The sequence below is a fragment of the Arthrobacter crystallopoietes BAB-32 genome (assembly GCF_000328305.2).
GTDB classification, from domain to species: Bacteria; Actinomycetota; Actinomycetes; order Actinomycetales; family Micrococcaceae; genus Crystallibacter; species Crystallibacter crystallopoietes_A.
The window spans coordinates 1-3,151 of the sequence record NZ_ANPE02000327.1; the positions used below are offsets into that span (position 1 = coordinate 1).

Annotated in this window: 4 protein-coding genes; all 4 read right to left on the reverse strand. The window is 69.5% G+C overall.

Features of this window, described 5'->3' with window-relative positions; genetic code table 11:
* Window positions 1-41: 41 nt before the first annotated feature.
* Window positions 42-809, reverse strand: coding sequence for an HD domain-containing protein (locus tag D477_RS20720; protein ID WP_005275437.1), 768 nt, complete (start codon window positions 807-809; stop codon window positions 42-44).
* Between the two features lie 8 nt (window positions 810-817).
* Entirely contained in the window at window positions 818-2,140 is a 1,323-nt protein-coding gene (locus D477_RS20725) for an NAD(P)/FAD-dependent oxidoreductase (RefSeq protein ID WP_005275439.1), read from the reverse strand.
* A gap of 1 nt (window position 2,141) precedes the next feature.
* On the reverse strand, window positions 2,142-2,462 hold the full coding sequence (locus D477_RS20730) for a 2Fe-2S iron-sulfur cluster-binding protein (RefSeq protein WP_005275444.1): 321 nt from the start codon (window positions 2,460-2,462) through the stop codon (window positions 2,142-2,144).
* Window positions 2,463-2,503: 41 nt separating this feature from the next.
* Window positions 2,504-3,151 (reverse strand): SDR family NAD(P)-dependent oxidoreductase (locus tag D477_RS20735; protein ID WP_005275446.1); only part of this gene is annotated, 648 nt, incomplete at its 5' end.

The window sequence follows — 3,151 nt, forward strand, 5'->3', positions numbered from 1 at the left end:
GTGAGGCCTCTCCGTCCCGTGCGCGGCGTGCGGGGCGGTGGTCATCGGATCACTCCTGTCTTCAGCAGCGCGTTCGAGCGTGCGAGGTCGGCGGTGCCCATCTGCACGGCGGCCTCGGTGATCAGTTCCGGGATGATCTCCGCAGCGAGCCGATCCGTATAGACGTCCGGCGTCATGCCGAACCAGGACGAGGCCAGCGCAATCCCTGCGTGGTCGAACCGCCACAACCGGTCGGCGTCGCGGACCAGGGCATCCTCCAGGGAGTAGGCCACGTGCCGGGTGTCGTGCCCGTCGATGATGTCGCAGACCCGCTCGACGAACTCCGCGGAGTAGCCGAGCCCGGGCAGCACGCGGCGGGCGACCTTGCAGCCTTCGGCCTCGTGCTCGAACCGGATCGCGGCCTTGCGCCAGTCGCCGGTGAAGCCCTCGGAGAGGATCCGGGATTCGTCCACATGCGCCCAGCCGGTATCGTGCAGCACGATCGCCACGCGCACCAGTTCGGCGTCGGCTTCCGGGTAGGCCAGGCACAGCCGCTCGGCGTAGGCCAGCGAGATCGGCAGGTGGATGTCATTGCCGCGGGCGCGGGTCTCCTCCACCACGGCTTTCCAGAGGTGATCGAGGTCCGCTGCGGCGGGGGTCAGCGCGATCGGCGAGGAGTCCACCGGGCCGGTGGCCGGCACGGGACGGACCGGGTTGGCGGCAGCGAACGCCGTGGCGCGCGGGTCCTCCGCATGGCTGCCGGGGTCAGCCGCAGCCCAGGCGGGGACGCCGTCGACAGTGCGGTGGGTCTGCGTATCGGGGGTGCTCATCAGGCTCCTCAGCCGTCCGTGACGATGGTTTTCAGGACCACGGCGGGATCTGCCGCCGCGTCCGCGGGAATGTTCCGGCCCTTGGCAAGGGCGTTCTTGACCGCCATGAAGTCCAGCGGCGCGTTCACGCAGTCCGCGGCGATGATCCGGCCATCCCGGTAGTACAGGACGGAGAACTTGCCGCGCTCGTCGTCGCGCCGGACCACGGTGCGGTCATAGCCGAGGGTGAGCCCGGCGATCTGGAGCTTCAAGTCCGCCTGGTTGGACCAGAACCACGGGATGCCCGCGTACTCCTCGCGCCGTCCCACCAGCGAGTAGGCGGCGACCTTGGCGTGCTCGATCGCGTTATTCACGCTCTCCAGCCGGATCCGCTCGTCCGCCGGGGCGCCGGGCAGCGGGTTCGGGATGTTCGCCACGTCGCCCACCGCCACGGTGGTCCCGTCGGAGGCCAGCGCGTGCCGGTCCACCACGATCCCGTTGTCCACCTCAAGGCCGAGTTGTTCGGCCAGTTCGGTGTTCGGCACCACGCCGATGCCGACCAGCACCAGCTGGGCCGGCACCACGGTGCCATCGGAAAGTTCGACGCCGGCCACGCGGTTTCCGTCTGCGGCCGGCACCAGGCGGTCCATCCGGGCGTCCAGCCGGATGTCCAGGCCGCGGACGCGGTGCGCCTGCAGGAAGTACTCACTGGTCTCTTCGCCGACGGCGCGGCCGATGAGCCGCGGCCCGTACTCGAGAACCGTGACCTTCTTGCCCAGCTTGTGCAGGCTGGAAGCGGCCTCAAGCCCGATGAACCCGCCGCCGATCACCACAGCCTCGCGGACGCTGTCCAGCCGGGCCTTCAGCTCCAAGGCGTCGTCGGCATTGCGGAGGTACACCACTCCGTCCAGGTCCGCACCGGGCAGCTCCAGCTTCCGGGCCCGGGCGCCGACCGTCAGCGCCAGCCGCTGGAACGGGAATTCGGTGCCGGAGGCCGCGTGGGCCACGCCGGAGCCGTCGGCCTCGCGTTCGATCCGCGTGATCCGCTCGCCCCTGACCAAGGCGACGTTGTGCTCCTCCCAGTACTGGTTCGAGCGGAAGATCAGCGACTCGCTCTCCACCTCGCCCTGCAGGAACTCCTTGGACAGCGCCGGCCGCTGGTACGGGCGGTGGTCCTCATCGCCGAGCAGCGTGATGTGCTCGTCGAAACCCAGTGCCCGGAGCGAGACGGCCAGCTGGACGCCGGACTGGCTCGCGCCGATGATCAGCAGCCCCGTGCGCACGGCGCCGTCCGCGGCGGTGCCATCCGCTGCGGCGGGCGCCGCCGTCGTACTTGTCTTGGTGGCGCCCATGTCAGACCTGCGTTTCCGGCGTGGTGACGAACAGCTCGGTGTCCTCGGCCAGGCGCAGCTGGCAGGACAGGCGGGAGTTGTCCTCGCGGTCCACGGCGGTACCGTAGAGCATCTCGTCCTCCATCTCCTCCATCTCGGGCAGCTGGTCGAGGCAGTCGTCGCGGACGAAGACATGGCAGGTGGCGCAGGACAGCGAGCCGCCGCATTCGGCCACGATGCCGGGCACGCCGTTGCGCACCGCGGTCTCCATGACGGAGTCGCCGGCGTTGCCTTCAATGTCGCGGACAACGCCCTCAGCGTCGGTGAAATGAACCGTAGGCATGGGATCTCCTTCTCGGTTGTGTAGGTCTGGTGGGCCGGCGGTCAGATGAACTGGCGGCCGCCGTCGACCACGAGGGTCTGGCCGGTGATGTAGGACGAGTCCGGGCCGGCCAGGAACAGCGCCGCGCCGACGATGTCTTCAGGCTGGCTGGCCCGCTTCAGGGCGCCGCGGTCCACGCCGTAGCTCTCCGCGTTCTCCATCAGCGAGTAGCTGGCCTCGGTGAGCGTGAAGCCCGGGGCGATCGCGTTGACCGTGATGCCGCGGCGGCCGAGTTCCTTGGCCAGTACGCGGGTCATCGCGACCACGCCGCCCTTGGAGGCCACGTAGTGCAGCCACTGCTCGGAGCCGGAGAAAATCGTGGCGGACGAGAGGTTGATGACGCGGCCGCCGTCGGGCAGGTACTTGCTCGCCGCCCGGGTGACCAGCCACGGCCCCTTGAGGTTCACGTTCATCACCAGGTCCCACTCGTCCGGATCGATCTCCTCGAACGGCGTGCGGGTCACGGTGGCGTAGATCGCGGCATTATTGAGTACGACGTCGATCCCTCCGTTGCCGAATTCGGCGCACCTTTCGGCGAGGGTCTGGGTGGATTCGGCGCTGGTGACGTCGGCTTCGAAGGCGGCGGCCTCGGCGCCGGCTTCGCGGACCAGCCGGGCGGTCTCCTCCGCGCCGGCCAGGTTCACGTCCGC